General features: G+C 44.3%; 15 protein-coding genes. 5 read left to right on the top strand and 10 right to left on the bottom strand.

From position 1 onward, the window contains the following. The first annotated feature begins 177 nt into the window (after nucleotides 1-177). From ACYQ1I_RS03020 to ACYQ1I_RS03030, 3 genes are read left to right on the top strand one after another with little or no spacing between them, the layout of a single operon-like run. Nucleotides 178-5,067 (top strand): cytidyltransferase, encoded by a 4,890-nt coding sequence (locus tag ACYQ1I_RS03020; protein WP_459762335.1) that lies wholly within the window; start codon nucleotides 178-180, stop codon nucleotides 5,065-5,067. A 1-nt stretch (nucleotide 5,068) separates the two neighbouring features. Then, nucleotides 5,069-6,316, top strand: coding sequence for a Rossmann-fold NAD(P)-binding domain-containing protein (locus ACYQ1I_RS03025; RefSeq protein ID WP_459762337.1), 1,248 nt, complete (start codon nucleotides 5,069-5,071; stop codon nucleotides 6,314-6,316). Then, nucleotides 6,313-7,353 carry a flavodoxin family protein gene (locus ACYQ1I_RS03030; RefSeq protein WP_459762339.1) on the top strand — a complete coding sequence of 347 codons (1,041 nt, stop codon included), beginning with the start codon at nucleotides 6,313-6,315 and terminating at the stop codon, nucleotides 7,351-7,353. The genes ACYQ1I_RS03025 and ACYQ1I_RS03030 overlap by 4 nt, the downstream gene beginning before the upstream one ends. Here ACYQ1I_RS03030 and ACYQ1I_RS03035 read toward each other — a convergent pair. The 5 genes from ACYQ1I_RS03035 to ACYQ1I_RS03055 form a co-directional block, all read right to left on the bottom strand. Next, entirely contained in the window at nucleotides 7,343-7,837 is a 495-nt protein-coding gene (locus ACYQ1I_RS03035) for a flavodoxin family protein (RefSeq protein ID WP_459762341.1), read from the bottom strand. The two genes, ACYQ1I_RS03030 and ACYQ1I_RS03035, sit on opposite strands and share 11 nt — an antisense overlap. Before the next feature lie 30 nt (nucleotides 7,838-7,867). Next, nucleotides 7,868-8,362, bottom strand: coding sequence for a metallophosphoesterase family protein (locus tag ACYQ1I_RS03040; protein ID WP_459762343.1), 495 nt, complete (start codon nucleotides 8,360-8,362; stop codon nucleotides 7,868-7,870). Then, nucleotides 8,359-9,969, bottom strand: a complete 1,611-nt coding sequence (locus ACYQ1I_RS03045) for an NAD(P)/FAD-dependent oxidoreductase (protein WP_459765284.1) — start codon at nucleotides 9,967-9,969, stop codon at nucleotides 8,359-8,361. The genes ACYQ1I_RS03040 and ACYQ1I_RS03045 overlap by 4 nt, the downstream gene beginning before the upstream one ends. A 16-nt stretch (nucleotides 9,970-9,985) precedes the next feature. Beyond that, nucleotides 9,986-11,233 (bottom strand): BaiN/RdsA family NAD(P)/FAD-dependent oxidoreductase, encoded by a 1,248-nt coding sequence (locus ACYQ1I_RS03050; RefSeq protein WP_459762345.1) that lies wholly within the window; start codon nucleotides 11,231-11,233, stop codon nucleotides 9,986-9,988. A gap of 239 nt (nucleotides 11,234-11,472) precedes the next feature. Further along, nucleotides 11,473-11,718: a hypothetical protein gene (locus ACYQ1I_RS03055; protein WP_459762347.1), complete on the bottom strand. Its 246-nt coding sequence runs from the start codon at nucleotides 11,716-11,718 to the stop codon at nucleotides 11,473-11,475. Nucleotides 11,719-11,877: 159 nt separating this feature from the next. Between ACYQ1I_RS03055 and ACYQ1I_RS03060 the strand changes: the two genes are divergently transcribed. Together ACYQ1I_RS03060 and ACYQ1I_RS03065 are read left to right on the top strand one after the other, a co-directional pair. Continuing rightward, a complete protein-coding gene (locus ACYQ1I_RS03060) occupies nucleotides 11,878-12,552 on the top strand; it encodes a LexA family protein (RefSeq protein ID WP_459762349.1) in 675 nt (224 codons plus the stop codon). A gap of 161 nt (nucleotides 12,553-12,713) precedes the next feature. Beyond that, the gene (locus ACYQ1I_RS03065) at nucleotides 12,714-13,928 is read left to right on the top strand and encodes a GGDEF domain-containing protein (RefSeq protein ID WP_459762351.1); all 1,215 of its coding nucleotides are present in this window, start codon (nucleotides 12,714-12,716) and stop codon (nucleotides 13,926-13,928) included. Nucleotides 13,929-14,122: 194 nt separating this feature from the next. Here the strand turns inward: ACYQ1I_RS03065 and ACYQ1I_RS03070 are convergent, their stop codons facing one another. The 5 genes from ACYQ1I_RS03070 to ACYQ1I_RS03090 form a co-directional block, all read right to left on the bottom strand. Next, a complete protein-coding gene (locus ACYQ1I_RS03070; RefSeq protein ID WP_459762353.1) occupies nucleotides 14,123-15,049 on the bottom strand; it encodes a hypothetical protein in 927 nt (308 codons plus the stop codon). Continuing rightward, the gene (locus ACYQ1I_RS03075) at nucleotides 15,031-15,540 is read right to left on the bottom strand and encodes a hypothetical protein (protein WP_459762355.1); all 510 of its coding nucleotides are present in this window, start codon (nucleotides 15,538-15,540) and stop codon (nucleotides 15,031-15,033) included. The genes ACYQ1I_RS03070 and ACYQ1I_RS03075 overlap by 19 nt, the downstream gene beginning before the upstream one ends. Further along, nucleotides 15,537-16,016 (bottom strand): anti-sigma factor family protein, encoded by a 480-nt coding sequence (locus ACYQ1I_RS03080; RefSeq protein WP_459762357.1) that lies wholly within the window; start codon nucleotides 16,014-16,016, stop codon nucleotides 15,537-15,539. Before ACYQ1I_RS03080 ends, ACYQ1I_RS03075 begins: the two co-directional genes overlap by 4 nt. A gap of 1 nt (nucleotide 16,017) precedes the next feature. Next, on the bottom strand, nucleotides 16,018-16,566 hold the full coding sequence (locus ACYQ1I_RS03085; protein ID WP_459762359.1) for an RNA polymerase sigma factor: 549 nt from the start codon (nucleotides 16,564-16,566) through the stop codon (nucleotides 16,018-16,020). Nucleotides 16,567-16,691: 125 nt separating this feature from the next. After that, nucleotides 16,692-17,837, bottom strand: coding sequence for a pyridoxal-phosphate-dependent aminotransferase family protein (locus ACYQ1I_RS03090; RefSeq protein ID WP_459762361.1), 1,146 nt, complete (start codon nucleotides 17,835-17,837; stop codon nucleotides 16,692-16,694). Nucleotides 17,838-17,902 lie beyond the last annotated feature (65 nt).

Raw genomic sequence — 17,902 nt, forward strand, 5'->3', positions numbered from 1 at the left:
AATCCTTTTAATCTTGTCTGGTTTGTTTAGATTATATTTTATTTCTCTTTGAAACTTCTTTATTAATAATTTACCGATAGGATATAATGAATAATAGCAATCGTTTTATTTTGGAAAGTTCACTCAAACTTTTGAAAGAACAAAAGGATAAAAAATATCGACCGGGGAGGAAATAAAATGATTACACCTCGTCAGTTATACCAAGGAATTGCGGGCCAACTGTTGAATCCGGCCTTTTTAGCCCAATTAAAGCTGGATAAGGACTATATTCGGGGCCAAATTGAATCACCCCTTTTTATCGGTGAGGTCTCTCGAATAGCCAAGGAAAAGGACTATAGCTGTCAGGCGGTCTACGCCCTATGCCACGATACCCTTCACCAGCTTTGGAACCAACGGGGCCCCGAGGAACCCCTTTATTATATTTATCAATATGCCCTCAGCTATTCCTTTCCTGACTCAGTTGAAATTTCCCTAAAAGAGGAATGGGAGGCGGGAGCCCTCTATTACCTTCATATATTGAGGGTGATTTGCCACTTTCAAAGACTCTCAAAGGATCAGAGCTTTATGAGCCGTTATCCGCTGCACTTTTTGACAGAGGAGGAGGAGCAGCGCTACGGCGTATCTGAGGAGTACAGCCTGTTTAAAAGGGCCTTTCAGGAGGAGTTTATCTATGAAATGATGAAACTGAACCAAGAGGTAATGGGCCATAATACCCTGGATCATATCTGTGGTGTTCATCACCTGGCCCTTTTAATAGGCAGACAGCTCTATACAGCAGGAATCCCCGTTGACCTGGGCAGGGTTTCCGGGGCAGCGGCGGGCCATGATTTGGGAAAATTCGGCTGTAAAAGCAGTGAAGGAAACCGGGTGGCCTATCTTCATTATTATTATACCGACCTCTGGTTTAAAGGCCACGAAATTACCTATATCGGCCATATAGCCCTGAACCATTCTACCTGGGATTTAGAGCTGGAAAACTTGTCACTTGAATCGTTGATCCTAATCTATTCAGATTTTCGTGTTAAAAATATTGCCGTTTCAGAAGGTAAATATGAAATGCAATTCTTTTCGTTAAAGGATTCCTTTGAGGTAATTTTAAATAAGCTGGATAATGTTGATACCCAGAAGGAACGACGCTATACCAGGGTCTATGACAAGCTAAGGGATTTTGAAGCCTTTATGCTGCATTTAGGCCTGCAGCTGGAGCATGATGCCAAGGGAGAGCTTCAGCCCCACCGCCACCAGGAATACTACGCCCTGATGAAGGGAGATGAAGTAACTGAACATTTAAAATACCTGGCCATTCATCACAATATTCACCTGATGCATCAATTCCGTAACGAAACTTCATTAAATGAGATTCTTGAGGTGGTGAGAAGCGAAAAGGACCCCAGAAACCTGAGGGAATACCTTGATGTACTTCAGGAGTATTCTACCTACCTTACCCAGAAGCAAAAGCTCATCACCCTTCGCTTTCTTTATGAAAAGCTGACCCACCACGAGGAGGATATACGAAGGCAATGTGCAGAGCTGATGGGAACCTTAATTGCCCTCTTTGATGAAGATTATCGAAAGGAAATACCCCAGGGGGTGACTCTTCCCCCAGCAGAGGTCAGCAGCAGCAGCTTACTACTGAAATATCTTAAAAATTTCATTTATCCCCATTACTCCATTATTCCCCTGCATCGCCAATGGATGGGCTACAGTATCAAGATTTTGATTACCTCTATTTTTCAGACCTGCAGCCCCCAGCAGGTATCTGCCTTTAAGGAGGTCATTCTGGCCTATTATAGTCCTAAAACCTTTGACGAGACCGACAGTAATATCTATTTGCTGGATGTTATCAGGCAAATACCACTGGAGGATGATCAGAAGGCCCAGTCAACCATACTAAGCTATATAGAAAGATGCTATCTAAGCCAGAATGAGGATTTAAAGGTGGCTGCCCTGGATGCCATTAATGGTCTTATTCCCCTGCTTCAGCAAAGGGATAGACTATTGACTTCCTTGGAGGAGCTTCTAAATGAAAAGCCAAAGAATGGCAGCGCCGCCGAAAATTACTTAAGGCTTAAAATTGCCAAGAAGCTCCAATGGAAGGAGTCCGCCATTGAGGCTTATCATTGGCTTTGCCTAAAGGACCTCAATCAAATCTCCAATATTTTTCTTAGTAATCTAAAGACTGCCACCAATTGGGTAACCAAAAAGGTTCAGGTGAAGATGCTTCTGGAATATTTTCTGGAATACAATAATATGAATGGTCTGTACATTGCCATCCACTATTGTAATTTACTAAAGGTCAGTGCCGTGGAAAGTGTTCGAAACGGAGCAGGCTCGGCCCTGGTGGCCCTGTTCCCCAAACTGCCCCTGGAGCAGCGTAATGACCTGGCCATTGAGCTGCTGCGGGCCCTGGAAATTGAGGGATATCAATTTACCAAGTACATTCCCAACTATTTGGGCCAAATTCTTCTTTACCTGCCACCCTTCGAGCTGGATGAAATCATCGAGGATCTTAATGAAAAGCTTAAGCAAAGCAATAATCAAATTAAGGCTCTGCTTCTTCGAACCCTGGGGATTATGATTGCCAATTACCCCAAATATGCCGACTCCTTTTCGGAATCGACTGAGATTTATGAGAAAAGACGCAGTAAGCTTCTGGGAATACTATTAAACGGCCTGGTTCATGATGATCTACAGATTCGACAGATTTCCTTCAGTGTGATCGGCAAGGGGATTTTCGGCAGCCAGCAGCTTAATTTAGCAGAAAAGTATGTTCTTTTTCAGGCTACAGCCAAGAAAATCCTTACACTATTGGCAGATTCCGAAGAAACCCAGCTTTTATTCCTGACCAATTCATCAGGCCTTAATCATATTTATCGTTTTATTGCCGACTACAGCTTTCATTATGGAAGGATTCAGATTGATGTACCAGAACGGGTGGCCTTGTTCCCTGGTACCTTTGACCCCTTTACCCTGGGTCATAAGGAAATTTCCAGGGCCATTAGAGACCTGGGCTTTGAGGTATACCTGGCGGTGGATGAATTTTCGTGGTCTAAGCGAACCCAGCCGAATCTGATTCGAAAGAATATTATTAATATGTCTATTGCCGATGAAATGAATATTTACCTTTACCCTGAGAATTTTCCCACTAACATTGCCAATCCTGCCGATTTGAAGACATTAGAGGATAACCTGGGGAATGAAAAGGTATTTATTGTGGTGGGAAGTGACGTGGTCTTGAATGCGTCGGCCTATCAGGTGCCCCCCAGGCCCCATTCCATTCACCATTTTTCCCATATTATTTTTGAACGCAGGGATGGGGAGGCTCAAAGTCAGGATGACCTTTTAAAGCAAGCCCTGAAGCAAATTCAGGGGGAGGTAATTACATTAAATCTTCCTCCGCAGCTTGAGGAAATCAGCTCAACCCAGATTCGAAATTATATTGACGAAAATCGGGATATTTCAAGACTTATTGATCCCTTGGCACAAAAATATATCTATGAAAACAACCTTTATCGCCGGGAACCCCAGTATAAGTCTGTTGTTCAAACCATCTCAATCGATATCGAGGTGGTGGCCGATCCCCCCAGGGAGCTGGTGGAAACCCTGATAGAATGCTTCCATAGGGGAGTGCGTGGGGCCCTGGAGACCTTGACCATGATATTGAAAAAGCCTGAGGCTCGGCTCGTTATTTTACGGGATATTGCCGATGGCAATCGCCCCATTGCCTATACCCCTATCAACTGGGTACCCTCTGAGGAAATTTATCAGGAATTTAAAAATAGTCAAATCAGCGAAATCATTCGGGATCAATACAAGGGAAGAATTGTGGCTATCAATGGTTTGTTTATTAATGAAACAGAAAATACCACGCTGCATTATCAAAGGCTTTTGACCGAAACCCTGGCCTATTGCCTAAAAAATGACTATGGCTATGGGATTTATCACCACACCATGGAGAGCAGAGTCGATAAGACCCTGGTTGACCTGATTAAACGCTATGGCTTTGTGACTCTGGATACCAGGAAGCCCATTTTGGCTGTGGATATGACCTATCCCTGTACCTTGAATCTGGATCTGGAGACCATTATTAAGGAGCCCTTCCATAGCAACGAAGCGGTTAAGGCGGTGATAGCCAAAACCAGAATTCGCCTGCAGGAGGCCCTTAACAGGCTCTACCCCGGACACCTGGTGCTTCCCTTTGACAGAGGAATCATCGATGAAACCCTGGTACGGAAAATTTGTAAGGAAAACGGTGTATCGACAACCCCAAGTCAACCGAGGAAGTTAGGGGATTTAATGTGTGTTCCCTTTGGAAACATCTTAAACCGAGCTATTGTTCCCAATACAGTCACAAAATCACTGCATGTGGAAAAACTCTTTCAGCCTGACATGAAGGGCTTTACCATTGGTCCCTACCCCTATTATCTTGACCTGGCCAACCAGATTAAGATGATTGGTTCCTTTAACCGGCCGGTGATTCTGGTGGATGACCTGCTAAACAAGGGCTATCGAATTAAGGGAATTGACCCCCTGTTAAAGGCCCAGCAGGTGGAGGTTCGAAAGATTATTGTGGGAATTCTTTCGGGTAAAGGCAAGGAGCTAATGGAAATTCAAAATCGTGAGGTGGACAGTGCCTACTTTATCCCCAAGCTTCGATTATGGTTTAATGAAAATCTATTGTATCCCTTTATCGGTGGAGACACCCTTTGGCGGGGGGTATATCCTGAAAAAAATCTGCTTTCCTCCATTAACCTGATTCTACCCTATACCTCTCCCCATTTCATTACGGGGGTCACCAACCAATCGGTCTATGATCTATCGGAGGTATCGATTTTAAATGCCATTGATATTTTAGAGGTGCTGGAGCATGAGTATCAGAGAGTTAATGAGAGAAGGCTGACCCTTTCCCTTTTGAGTGATGTTTTTCTCTTTCCCCGATGCCCTGACCCCGGGGAAAATATGTTTTATGACTTAAGCCTGAACCCGTCAAGCTATCTGAAAAATGATCTGGAGCTATTGAGAAGGCTGGAACACAGTATCATTACCGGTGATATAAGGAGGAGCTAACATGTATTTTTATCGATATCATGATCGAACGATGTTTTCCATGTCCCCCCAGGAGCAGGCGGGGCTGACTTCCATTTCTGAGGAGGAGGCCGCCAGGGACCAGGGGATCATCTATTTCATAAAGCCCTTACCCCCTGCTGCTTCAAGAAGAAGCTATGCTATAACCCATTCCGGCCAACTGAATCTGCCCCAGGAGGATTTAAGGCTTCTTCAGCTGGGGGAGGAGAATGAGGTTATATGCCCTCAATGGCTTTTAAAGAAAATGGCTCAAGGCCAGGTAACTGGATTAAACACAGCCTATGATAACTGGCAGGAGGGATTAAGTCGGTCTTTACCTGGGAAGTGGCGTATTAATGTGGCGGGCCTAGGAGATGTGGGCGGTACCCTTTTAATAGGCCTGAGGCTGATGGGGGCAGATTCCATTGAAGCCCTGGGCATATACGATCGGGATGAAAACAAGCTAAAGCGTTGGGAATTTGAGCTGAACCAGATCAATGGCCCAGGCCCTGTACCCATGCCCCCGGTACATATATTACGGGAGGAGGAGGTTTTTGATTGTGATCTATTTGCCTTTTGTATTGCCGCCAGGGTTCCTGCCCTGGGGGAGGAAAAGGTAGACGTCAGGATGGTCCAGCTGGAGGAAAACGCCAAGATTATCAATTTATACGGTACCATGGCCCGAGAGAGACATTTTAAGGGAATTTTTGCTGTGGTTTCGGATCCTGTTGATCTATTGTGTAAATCTGTTTTCCTGGCCAGTAATCGGAATGTCTCGGGGCATTGGGATGGCCGGGGGCTGGTGCCGGAGCAAATTCGAGGCTACGGACTGGGGGTCATGCATGCCAGGGCCCTGTATTATGCCGGCCGTCATGCTGAAATGAGCCATTACATCAGCGAAGGCCGAGCCTTTGGCCCCCACGGAGCAGATTTGGTTATAGCCGACAGTATTGAAAATTATAATGAGTCCCTTTCCCTGATCTTAACGGAAAAAGCCCGTACAGCCAATTTAGCAGTTCGAAAAACCGGCTTTAAGCCCTATATTGCCCCGGCCCTTTCCTCTGGCGCCCTTTCGATTCTAGCCACCATTAGGGGAGAATGGCACTATAGCGCCACCTTTATGGGCGGTGTCTATATGGGAGCCAAAAATCGCCTGGGGGCTGCCGGTACCGAGCTGGAGCAATTAAGGCTGCCGGCGCCCTTAGTAGGCAGGCTGCAAAATACCTATGATCGATTGGAGGCCTTACTATGATTTATTTGATCATGCCCGGGCAGGTTACTCAGCAATTGAGGGCCATGGCTGGGGCTGCCCTATCAGAAATCGAGCATATGACCATTACTCAACCATCTGAATTGACGAATTTAAAAAACAAAAAGATTATCTTTGCTCTGGAGATCGACTCCTGCGGGGGGTTTAACCCCATGATGGATATACTTAAGTCCCTTTGTCAAAGGGACAAAGCACCTTTAGACGGTGCTACCGCCGCCCTATTGGTTCATAGCCAGGGAGAGCTTTATACAAAAAGTGCTGCCGCTCAATTGATTTTTATTACCAATCAATTGGGCGCCAGCTTCATAGGGCATCCGATGGTGGAGGCTACCGATTCCTTAAAAAATTTTGCCACCTGGCAAAAAACAATGGATTTAAGCCTTGGGGAAATCTCCCTAACCTTGTCAAGGCAGTTGGGAAATCGTTTGCTAAGGCACCAACCCCTGACCTTCAAAAATCCTAAGCTTGTCTACCTTCATTCCAGTTCTCGGGCCACCTCCAATACATTGACCCTCTGGCAGCTGATTGCAGACAATCTTCAAGGATGGCCCTGTCAGGAGCTCTATGTGGAAAATGGATCCGTCTTTGATTGCTTCGGCTGTTCCTATCGGGCCTGTGTTGAATATGGCCAAAGAAAAAGCTGCCGTTATGGAGGGGTCATGACAGAAAAGATTTTGCCTGCGGTGGAGGAGGCAGATATCCTGGTATGGATTTGCCCCAATTACAATGACTCGATTTCTTCTAATCTAATGGCTGTAATCAATCGCTTAACCACCCTGTACAGGCAAATCAAATTTTACGACAAGGCTATTTTTACCGTTATCGTCTCGGGAAATTCCGGTAGTGATTCCATTGCAAGGCAGCTGATAGACGCCTTGAACATCAATAAAGGCTTCTACCTGCCACCCCGATTTGCCTTAATGGAGACGGCCAATGACCCCGGTAGTGTTTTAAAAATACCCAATATTCAAGACAAGGCCCGACAATTTGCCGCCCACATGCAGTCTGTTATAGGTTAGCTGACATTGTTGCCGCCCATTGTCGAACCCGCTCCAATTGAGCCTGTTGTTCGTGGGTTTTAGGGTCCTTCAGCCCAATTTCCCCTATGAATTGATTTTGGGGAATGGCCTTTTTAATGCTTTCGTAGGTTCTGCCCGGTTGGCCGCCATAGCAGCAAAACAGCGCAACTTTTTTTCCGGTCAGGGGAACCTGAGCAAAGAAGCTGTTTAGAGCCGGGGCATAGGTACCCGCCCAAACGGGGGTCCCTAAAAAAATCTGATCATATTCCTGAGGATTCTTATCTAATGGTTGCAGGGCAGGCTTATTTTTAAATATAACCTGCTTTCCACCCCAGACATATCGCATAAATCCCGTCGGTTGAACATCTTTAATTGGTTTTAGCTCCAGCAGCTCCCCCTGAACAGCTTCGGCAATGGTTTCGGCAATCAATTTTGTATTGCCCTCTAAAGAATAATAAATCACCAAGCTCCTTTTCCCATTCATTTTTACACTCCCTTTTGGTTTTAAATTTGGCTATCTATAATAAAGGCAAAGCTCTGCCCTTATATCCTCTGCTAAAGTCAACAGGATATATGAAAACAGTCGTTCCTTTCTCTTATTGGTAATGGAACCGGGGTTTAACATTAAAATTCCCCCTTTCGTCTGAATCAGGGGCTGATGACTGTGGCCATAGGCGATAATATTAACCGATTCCCCCTGAAATGCCTCCAGGGCCCTGTCTTGGGTAGTTCTGTGGCTTCCATGGCCATGGAATACACCTATTCGATGGCCATGAGCTTCTATCACCAGCTTTTCCCTCAGAATGGCCTGAATATCCTGATCATCGGCATTCCCCCAGACTCCGGCAAAGTTATGGTGCCTTTGAAAATATTCAAGGGCCTCCCTGTGGGTATAATCTCCACAGTGAATTAATAAATCCACCTCCCTGAGGGCGGCAGGAATCCCCTCTGGTAGATTGGCTGCGGTCTTATGGGTAAGATGGGTATCGGATATAATACCGATTCTCATTTCCCCGCTCCTCCTATTGGAGCAAATCGCCTGGCCAGGGCTTCAGCCACCTTGATGCCGTCTACGGCTGCAGAAATAATTCCTCCGGCATAGCCTGCCCCTTCCCCTGTAGGGTATAGCCCCCCTATATTGCTTTCTAAATTTTCGTTCCTCATAATTCTAATGGGAGAAGAGCTTCTTGTTTCGATTCCAGTCATGATGGCATCCCCCAGGGCAAAGCCCTTGAGCTTTTTATCCAGCTCCAATAGGGCCTCCTTCATGGCTTCGACGACATAGTCCGGCAGGCAGCTACGTAGGTCTGTCAGTTGAATTCCGGGGGTATAGGAAGGTGTAACACTGCCCAATTCCTTTGAGGGCACCCCGGCCAGAAAATCCTTTACCAATTGGGCTGGTGCCCGATAGCCGCCTCCTCCCGCCTGATAGGCCATTGCTTCCCATTTTTGCTGGTAAAATACCCCTGCAAGGGGATGATCACTATCATAATCCTGGGGATTTACCCCTACCAGCAGGGCACTATTGGCATTTTCCAAATCCCTGGCGTAATAGCTCATTCCATTGGTTACTACGGTTTCCGGTTCAGATGCCGCCGCCACCACCCTGCCACCGGGGCACATACAGAAGGTGTAGGCAGACCGTTGGTTTTGACAATGATAAGATAGCTTGTAGTCGGCGGCCCCCAGCCTTCCGGTTTCTGCAGCACTTCCATATTGGCTTTGGTTGATCAGAGCTTGGGGGTGTTCAATCCTCACCCCAATGGAAAAGGGCTTAGGCTGAATGTCCACCCCACGATCATAGAGTAATTGGAAGGTATCTCTGGCACTGTGACCCACTGCTAAAACCACTGCCTCGGCAGGAATAAGGCTGTTATGGTTAATTTCCAGGGCAGCAATATGTCCATCTTGAATCTTCATATCTGTTACTCTATGCTCAAAAAGAACCTGTCCCCCCAGGGCAATAATTTGTTGTCGAAGGGCCTTAACCACCCTGCGCAAATGATCTGTTCCCACATGGGGCTTGCTGAAATAAATAATCTCCTCTGGAGCCCCGGCCGCCACCAGCTCTTCTAATACCTTACGACAGCGTAAATCCTTGATTTGTGTTGTGAGCTTCCCGTCGGAAAAGGTTCCTGCTCCCCCCTCACCAAATTGCACATTTGATTCAGGGTTTAGTTTTCCCGTTTCCCAGAATAGATCTACATCCTGGCTTCTTTTCTCAACCGCCCTTCCCCTTTCCACAATCACAGGGCAATAACCCATCTGGGCCAATATCAGCCCTGCAAATAGGCCGGCAGGACCAGTACCGATAACCACCGGGGGATGGGCTAGCTTGTCTGAGCCTGGGGTAACAAAACGATAGGCCATATCTGGTGTTTCTGAAACATGGGCTCCCCTGCACCGGGCCAATACCTTTTTTTCATCCTCCACCTCGGCATCAACAATATAGACAAATTGTATATTATCCTTTCTTCTGGCATCAATAGACTTCTTATAGATTCGATAGTCCTTCAGGGCGGCTTCCTTGATCTTTAATTTTTTGATAAGAATTTTTCTTAATTGTTCCTTCTGTTCTTCCATGATTGGTATTTTAATTTCTGCTATCCGGAGCATTTTTTCACCCTTTCTTCTAATCGCCGATTGATTGAGAGGCATGATCTCCAGCCACATAACCCGATGACCAGGCCCACTGAAGATTAAAGCCACCGCAATCTCCGTCAATATCCAGCAGCTCACCTGCTAAATATAACCCCTTTACTAATCTTGATTCCATGGTTTTGGGATTCACCTGGCCAACATCCATTCCTCCGGCGGTAACTTGGGCATGACTCCAGGGCTGGCTTCCGATAACGTCGAAGGTCCATCCCTTTAATAGGGATAAAATCCTTGAAAGGTCATGGGGCTTGAGGGCCCTGGCCGACATGGTAATGGGATTAATTTCTGCTGTTTTCAACATTACAGGGATTAACCGCTTGTTTAATAGCCCCACAAAGCTGAAATCCAGGGGTTTTTCAGGCTGATAGGCCAGTCGCAGCTGAATTAGTTCCATAAGCTGATCTGGACTGAACTGAGGAAATAGATCAAGCCTCAGCCAGGGATGGTTATTCTGGTTAAGGGCTTGAACGGCCATCCTGCTTAGTTGTAAAATAGGGGGACCCGAAATGCCATAGTCGGTAAATAGAATTTCCCCGTCCTCTGTTCTTATGACCCTTTCTCCTGTCCCCAGGGTGGCCTGACCTATAAATTTTACTCCCATAAGCTGCTTAAGAAAGGGACTTTTCAGCTTCAACTGAACCAATGCAGGGCTAGGACTGATTAAATGATGCCCCAGGGACTTTAAAAGATGATAGCCACTGCCATTTGAACCCAACTGGGGGCTGGCCATACCACCGGTGGCCACAATAACCTTATTGGCCTTGAGAATTTCGCCATCCTTTAGGGTAACTATGAAGCCTGACCCTGCGGCCTCCACCGCCACCACCTCGGCTTCACAGCGTTCCTTAACCCCCAGCCGCTGAAGCTCATACCGAAGTACCTCCAAAACACTAGTGGCTTGATCTGATGCGGGGTATACCTTCCCACCCCCCTCTACCTTACAGTGGATCCCCAGATATTCAAAAAAATCCATGGTCTGCTGTACATCAAACTGACCAAAGGCCCCATGAATAAATTTAGGGTTTTTACCATGATAATACTGAATTCCTGTATGGATATTGGTTAAATTGCAACGGCCATTACCTGTTGCCAATATTTTTTTACCCACCCGGTTAAGCTGTTCTAAAATCGTGACCTGGGCCCGGTTTCTTGCGGCGGCTATGGCAGCCGTTAAACCGGCGGCACCGCCCCCAATTACAATTATTTGATTTCTATTTTTCATTGATTAACTTCCTTTCAGGTCATTCCTCTGTAAACATTTTATGATATGACTATCAACTTAGCAAGTCTATTTACCCTATAGCTTTCCCATCCTGGCCACAGAAAAACCCAGGAGCCTTTCTTTCTGGCTCCTGGGCTACGGCCTATATCCGATTGTTTTTCTTTACAAAATATATTTGGTCAGTTTTTGTGAAGGTCCTTGTTTTTTGCCTTGAAATCTGTTAAATTAAGAGAGAAAAGCTAATCTTCTTTATTATTGTAGCCTTTAATGTCCTTTTCCCGTTCAATCATAAAAAAGTCATCCAGTTTAACTTCAGGAAAGGCATTTTTAAAACCTGCAATAAATTTCTCTCCAATCGGTTGACGCTGTTTTGCCCTCCAAAGCTGTGGTCTGCTGATTCCTATCTTCTTCGCCATGGCCGTATCAGTTAATCTTAACCGCTGCTGTAAAATAAGCAATTTTTCTACTCTAAGAATTAATCTCATTCAATCACCTCCACGTTTGGTGCTTTAAGTTTACAAACCCTTATCTAAAATATACCATTATTGTAATTTGTATGCAACGTTTTTTTGATACTTTATTATAAAAGTGTTTCTTCGATGTAACATTTCCTGCTATAATGATTTTATAGGAGGGGGTTATCTATGAACGCGCAACCGACTGTAGGAGAATACATACAACTGATTCGGAAGGAACGGGGCTACAGTCAACGGAAGCTAGCTTTAGCCTCTGGTCTCTCCAATACAACTATATCTAGACTGGAAAATGATTTAATTGAGAATCCCGAGGTAGAAACGCTAAAAAAGGTTGAAGCTGCCCTTCGCCTTTTTGAAAATCAACTGGTTTCAATTGCTTATCCTTATTTAAAGACCAGTCCAACCCCAGGAGAATCAGATAGTGAGCATACTGGAAATATTAAACGAATTCCGGTCTACAATCAGCTTAGAAATGAAGAGCCATTTTTCGTACAGGAGGAAATTGACTATTACGAGTACATTACCGACCACGAGCTGATTGGTGAGGACTGTTTTTATCTGAAGGTAACCGGTGATTGGATGACCAAAAGCCGTCTTTATATCGGTGATTTAATTTTAGTTAAACGCCAACAGCAATATGAAAACGGCGATGTCATTGTTTTACAAAGCGCCAACAAGGAGATTTCCATCAAAAGGCTCTTTAAAACTGATACTACGGTTGTTTTAATGCCCGATTCCCATAATTCCATGCATCAACCTGAAATCTTTACGGTCAAAGAGCTTCAAAATAAAAAGATCAAAATTATCGGTAAAATTGTTTATGCTAAAATTAGAATTGATTAATAAAAGTGATTCATCCCACAAAGGTCAGCAACTTAAAAATGCTGACTTTTTTATGTCTTTCTGGAAAGTCGTGAATAGAACCAGCTATCTATTGTATTAATGCTGGCTGATTGATATAATAGGCCATACACAACGGACTGAAGCAGAAAGGATGACACCCATTGAAAAACATTAGAAGCTTACTATTATCACTGGTTCTTCCCACGGGTATATTGATCGTCGCCCTTCTCACCTATTTAAACCTACATAGCCTTTCACCCACCCTATGGATTATTCTTCCCTATGCTCCCTATGGTATTTTTTTATTGGGAATGGGACTGGCCCTTTGGTTTAATCGCAGCAGAATATTTTTTGCCCTGTTAATTTTCGAAATTTTATTTGCCACCTTTTCCTATGTCATTAGTACAGATTCCTCTATTTTTTTAACCAATACGCTGCTTACGGTAACGGGTCTATTATTACCCCTCAATCTATTGCTTTTTTCGATCTTGAAGGAAAGGGGTTTTTTAACCCTTTGGGGAATTCTACGGTTTTTATGGATCGGGGCCCAGCTTGCCCTGGTTAGCTGGATCATCCTGGCACCTAAAGCTTCAATCATTGACTTCTTATCGATAGAATTGTTTCCTGTGCCATGGTCCTTGCCTATGGGCCAGTCCGCTTTTATTACTGTGCTTTTAACCCTGGGGCTTTTTATTGTAAAGCTTTTATATAAGCCTGCCTACTCTGACCCCTACTTTATCATATGCTTGATATTGGGGCTTATTCCAATGTATTTATGGGTGCCGGCGGCCTTCTGGATTTTTTTTACTGCAGCTGGTTTAACCCTTATTTTAGCCATTATACAGGACTCCTACCGTATGTCTTATATGGATGAATTAACAGGGCTGCCGGGAAGGCGGGCGTTAAAGGAGGAGCTGTTAAAATTAAGTGGTACTTACACCATTACCATGGTAGATATTGATTTCTTTAAAAAATTCAATGATAAGCACGGTCATGATGTGGGGGATGAGGTTTTAAAAATGGTGGCTGCCTGCCTTAGACAGGTTACAGGAGGTGGTAAGGCCTTTCGCTATGGCGGTGAGGAATTTACTATTCTTTTCCCCGGCAAGGAGCTAAAGGATACTCTGTCTCATCTGGAGGAGCTTCGGGAAAGGGTAGCCAAACGGCCCTTTATCCTAAGGGCCAAAAATCGCCCAAGAAAGAAGCCTGCCACAGTGAAAAGGAAGGCCGCTCCTGGTAAAAGGCTTTTTGTCACCATTAGCCTGGGAGTAGCTGGTAAAGGTACCTCGGCTAAGACTCCCCAGGAGGTTTTGAAAAATGCCGATAAGGCCCTCTATCGTGCCAAAAAGAAGGGGCGAAACTGTGTCAGTAAATAGGGGTACGGCGATGTATTTTCTATCACATCGCCGTACCCCTATTGTTTTCTTACATTTTTATGATTCCACCTGAATTTTCATAGCCCCATACCTGCTGCTATAATCACAGATACATTAGAGCTTTGGCAAGCCTGCTCCAGCTCCTCCATCCATCCAAACCGACAGACCTAAATCCAACAACCACCAACCCAGGTTTATGGAAGCAATAGGGCTTCCACATTGGCATTGTAAATATTTAACCGGTGAGCCCCTTCTCCAAACAGGGCCTGGGCGGTTATATAATCTTCCTCATCCTCTTGATGCTGCTGCCAGTTAATATTTCCCCCTAGCTCTTGATAGGACTCTGCTAACACCTCAAGGGTAAAATTATCCCTTTCATGAACTGTCACCTGTACATCACTAATATCCTTTACCAGCCAATTACCTGTAACAGCATCCCCTTCAATCATGACCTTTGAGTAATAATTTCGATAGGGGTAGCTCTTCACCTCCACATCCAAGCCTGCGGGAATGGCCAGTCGATACGTTATGTTATTAATTCCCTGATGAATATAGTTTATTCGTTCAAAGGAGGAGAAATAGATGTAAAGCTCCTCTCCCTGGGTTTCAAAGGAAACCCCTCCTTCCTTCAGCAGCTCCTGGGCCTGCTGTTTAGAGGAAGCAAAGACTTCTCCTGCAGTATGATATAAAAAGTTTTCTTCATCGGTACCTGATATTTCTATACTCGCCCTGCCAGGGTGCACTACCACCACCTTTCGGATATTGGGTGCCAGCTCCACCGACTGCATGGGAAGGGTTACGGTATAATTATGGCTATTGACAGCCGCTGTTAAATGTTGAAATATTCCTGAAGCTGAAAGGGAATAGAAACCCATGCTAAAGATAAAGATTAAAAATATCATTACAATGCTAAAGCCATCGTACTTTATTTTTTCCTGTCCCTCTTTATCCTTGAATAGAAGCAGCAGTATTTCGCCTCCAATCATGACCAAAATAATAGGCCAATAGGTCATCACCTTTGTGACTATATCATTGCCCCCCAACAAAGATATCAACAGTAAAATACCAAGGACAATCAGGGAAACTCCCATGGTTAAGGTCCCTACTCTCCATCTTCGCATATTCGATTTTGCTCCTTTTCCTTTTTATTTCCTGTACCCAATAGCTTAACCCCACCTAATATCAGTAGAATCGAAATAGTACTGATCTCGATATACTCCCTTGTTTCCCAATTAATAAATCTGGACACCATAGGCATTAATATCCGCTGGAATATTAAAATGCCGCCCAAAATAATTAATCCATAGGCCAGCAGCCGGTGTTTTTCCCTTGACACATATCCTTCGTCTGAAATCCAATCAAAGATAAACAGGCTGCGGTCCTCCAATTCATCGTATCCATTCACTTTTCTTAAGGCATCGAAAAAGCTATAGCACCAGATGATGGGTACAATACTCAAAAAAGCACTAAATTTTAATATATCGGTAAAAAATATTGGCATCACAAAAAGGGTCATTAATTGGATCCCTTGTTTTTTCAATCCCAAATAAAGATGTGCCGCCCCCGGTACGAGGCATAGCAACAGAGAAAAAAAGCTTCTTCTTGGTCTCATTTATCTTCACTCCCTCTTTTAAAATCTACATAATTCATGATTTCTAAGGTTGAATCCATCAGCCGGTCAGTCCAACCACTGATAAAAATCTCCTCTACCCAGCCCTTATTAGTACCTATTTCAGCAGTAGTCCTTGGGATATGTTCCATAGCCCTAAAAAATCCACTATGCATTAGAAGGATGGTAATGGATACAGCAACAGCATAATACCCAATTAATATATTTCTTTTGCCCTGCGGTGATTTTTGGGATATTTTAACAGGCTGGCTGATTTTATCGATCCTGTCTATCACCTGATCGGTAAAGCTTTCTGGCAGCTTTGCCTCTTGGATTAGGGCTGTCTGCTCGATCAAATTAAGATAAGTCGCTAGACACTGATCACAATGATCCATATGTTCTTCCATCGCTTCTCTTCCCATCTGGTCTACCTGGCCGTTAATGTATTTTAGCCATCTGTCTTCACTGTAATGTTTCACCTCATCCTTCCTCCTTCCATGCCTGCTGAAGCAGTTTTTTTCCTCGATATAAGCGGGATTCCACTGTTCTGACACTGATTCCCTCTTTTTTTGCAATCTCCTTGTAATTTTTTGACTCAATAAAGTATTGCTCTAAAATTAGACTATACTTATCAGGCAGCTCCTCTAAAAGGGCCCTTAGCCTTTTAAAATCTTCGGCCTTTAACAGTTGCTCTTCAACTGAAGGCCCTCTGAAAAAACCTTCATGATCTAATTGCTGCAAATAAGTTTTGTAGCCCACCCCTTCCCGCTGCTTTTTTCGATTCCAGTCTATGGCCTTATTGGCTGCAATCCTACCTAGCCAGGTTTTAAAGTTGCTCCCTCGATATGATGAAAGGGAGCGGTACATACTGATAAAGGTTTCCTGGGAGAGATTTTCAGCCTCATGGGAATCCTTAACCACATTTAAGATAATTGCAAATACATAATTTTTATAAGTATCGATAATTTCCCGAAGGGCCTGTTGATCTCCCATTAGGCTTCTTTGAACAGCGATATCTATTTTTTCCATGGCTCCCCTCCCTTCTGACATAATATAGACGAACCAACGAAAAAAAACCCTGCAAAAAATATAATCATATTTTTAAAAAGACCAGCTACCCTGATTTTAACAGAGTTAGCCGGTCTTAGAAAGTATTAATAAATTTCATCTATTGCCTGAATTAAGTAATGATGAAGCTTTCCTGCCGGCGCTGCACCACGTTTTCTCAAAACCTGGTCTAATGCCTTCAAGGTTATGTATAGCTTATCTTCATGGCAATTTTCACCCATATGGCCGATTCTAAAGACTTGATCCCTTAAATAACCCAGGGCACCCCCAATCAAAATGCCATGGTCCTGATTCATTTCTTGATAAAGGCTTTTAAAGCTGATTTCCTGGGGCAGCATTACTGTAGTAACGGTATTGGAAAAACTGTCCAGGGGATACAGGGTGAATTCTGCCCGCCAAAAAGCCTGTCTGACTGACCGAGCCAAGCCTTCATGGCGACCAATGGGGTTTGGGTCCCGCAGCCAGCGATCTATAGCGGCCCTCAGGCCATATAGCTCTGAAATGGGTTGCGTATAGGGAAACCATTTATTTTCATACCAATTAGCCCAATGGGCTAAATTGACATAATAGCCCTGAATGGGTGTCTTTCTACTCTGTATTTTGTCCCAGGCCTCCTGGCTAATGCTTAAAAAGGTTAATCCCGGAGGGGCTGAAAGACATTTTTGAGACCCACCTAAAAGGACGTCAATTTTCCAATCATCAGTTTGTAAGGGTTCTCCTCCTACGGCGGAGACTGAATCAACCACTGTGATGATGCCATAGGACTTTATAAGAGGGCAAAGGGCTTCAATGGAATTGGTAATTCCCGACGGAGTCTCACAATGAATCAGGGTAGCCAATTTAAACTGATGATCTTTTTCCAGAAAGTTTGCCAATTGTTCCGGGTCTATTCCCCGCCGGTAATCAAATTTTAATGTTACCGCTTCGCCACCATAGAGCTTGACAAAGTCTTGAAAGCCATGGCCAAATATCCCGTTATCCAGGCAAAGCACCCGATCCCCGGGCTCTATCAGGGAGGCACAGGCAGCCTCTAATCCTAAAATACCCTCACCATTCAGAATAAGTACATCATTTTTTGTTTTTACTATTTGCTTAAGCCTTTGACAGGTTTCATTATAAAATTCAAAGAAGTCTTCATCGAGATCAGGATTGGTAATGGACCTTGAAAGGGCCCTTCTAACACTTTCATGGATCTCTGTGGGACCAGGGGTCATGACTAATTTTTTACGCAATTGTACCACTTCCTTCAGTTAGGTTTAGGCCATACAATTGGTAAAGTATGCCTTAAATTCATTAT

The organism is Alkaliphilus crotonatoxidans (genome assembly GCF_054658015.1).

Coding starts and splice junctions, on each gene's coding strand:
- ACYQ1I_RS03020 (WP_459762335.1), top strand. CDS start 178: ATGATTACACCTCGTCAGTTATACCAAGGAATTGCGGGCCAACTGTTG.
- ACYQ1I_RS03025 (WP_459762337.1), top strand. CDS start 5,069: ATGTATTTTTATCGATATCATGATCGAACGATGTTTTCCATGTCCCCC.
- ACYQ1I_RS03030 (WP_459762339.1), top strand. CDS start 6,313: ATGATTTATTTGATCATGCCCGGGCAGGTTACTCAGCAATTGAGGGCC.
- ACYQ1I_RS03035 (WP_459762341.1), bottom strand. CDS start 7,837: ATGAATGGGAAAAGGAGCTTGGTGATTTATTATTCTTTAGAGGGCAAT.
- ACYQ1I_RS03040 (WP_459762343.1), bottom strand. CDS start 8,362: ATGAGAATCGGTATTATATCCGATACCCATCTTACCCATAAGACCGCA.
- ACYQ1I_RS03045 (WP_459765284.1), bottom strand. CDS start 9,969: ATGCTCCGGATAGCAGAAATTAAAATACCAATCATGGAAGAACAGAAG.
- ACYQ1I_RS03050 (WP_459762345.1), bottom strand. CDS start 11,233: ATGAAAAATAGAAATCAAATAATTGTAATTGGGGGCGGTGCCGCCGGT.
- ACYQ1I_RS03055 (WP_459762347.1), bottom strand. CDS start 11,718: ATGAGATTAATTCTTAGAGTAGAAAAATTGCTTATTTTACAGCAGCGG.
- ACYQ1I_RS03060 (WP_459762349.1), top strand. CDS start 11,878: ATGAACGCGCAACCGACTGTAGGAGAATACATACAACTGATTCGGAAG.
- ACYQ1I_RS03070 (WP_459762353.1), bottom strand. CDS start 15,049: ATGCGAAGATGGAGAGTAGGGACCTTAACCATGGGAGTTTCCCTGATT.
- ACYQ1I_RS03075 (WP_459762355.1), bottom strand. CDS start 15,540: ATGAGACCAAGAAGAAGCTTTTTTTCTCTGTTGCTATGCCTCGTACCG.
- ACYQ1I_RS03085 (WP_459762359.1), bottom strand. CDS start 16,566: ATGGAAAAAATAGATATCGCTGTTCAAAGAAGCCTAATGGGAGATCAA.